Origin of the sequence: Microbacterium sp. HSID17254 (assembly GCF_003989315.1) — a bacterium.
GTDB lineage: Bacteria > Actinomycetota > Actinomycetes > Actinomycetales > Microbacteriaceae > Microbacterium.
Map to the genome: position 1 here is coordinate 1 of NZ_RBLT01000213.1, position 725 is coordinate 725.

Annotated in this window: 2 protein-coding genes; both read right to left on the minus strand. The window is 72.0% G+C overall.

Annotated features, from left to right (window positions below; genetic code table 11):
• On the minus strand, nt 1–287 hold a 287-nt coding region (locus tag D8M34_RS18655), incomplete at its 3' end, for an SRPBCC domain-containing protein (protein WP_174235414.1).
• Nucleotides 284–628, minus strand: coding sequence for an ArsR/SmtB family transcription factor (locus D8M34_RS18660; protein WP_126894750.1), 345 nt, complete (start codon nt 626–628; stop codon nt 284–286). The genes D8M34_RS18655 and D8M34_RS18660, both read right to left, overlap by 4 nt.
• Between the last annotated feature and the right edge of the window lie 97 nt (nt 629–725).

Consider the following 725-nt stretch of genomic DNA (forward strand, 5'->3'; position numbering starts at 1 on the left):
GTCTGCACGATCCGCTCCGGGGCCCGGACCTCGTGGAAGGAGCCGAAGAAGCGGTACTCCCCGTCGTCGCCGGCGTGGGTGTAGCGGTAGCCGCCGCCGGTCACGGCGTCCCAGCGGTGCACGGTCATCGTCAGCCCGCGCGGCCCCAGCCAGCGACGGACCTTGTCCTCGTCGCCGTGGTCGTCGAAGACCCGCTCCGGCGGGGCGTCGAGCTCGCGGGTGATGCGGAGGGCGGGCAGGTCGTCGACGGTGTCGACGGCCGTGCCGCGGGTGCCGGTGGTGCTCATGCCGTCTCCTCGTGCTCGGTGGGTGCGGTCTCGGCGTCGAGGAGGTCGTCGAGGCGCGCGTAGCGCTCCTCCACCTGCCGCCGGTACCGCTCGATCCAGGCCGTCATCAGGTCGAAGACCTCCGCATCGAGGTGCACCGGACGGCGCTGGGCCTGCCGGCTGCGCCGGACCAGCCCCGCGCCCTCCAGGACCCGGATGTGGTTGGAGACGGCCTGCACGGAGACGTCGTAGGGCTCGGCCAGCTCGGTCACGGTCGCGTCGGCCGTCGCCAGCCGGGCCACCATGTCGCGCCGGATCGGGTCCGCCAGTGCGGCGAAGACCCGGTTCAGCCGGTCCTCCACGACCCCTCCTCGTTCAACCTCTCGGTTGAACAGACCGTAGCGCGGGACACGTCTCTGTTCAACCTGTCAGTTGAACGAGCCCGGGAGGGAGCCGTGC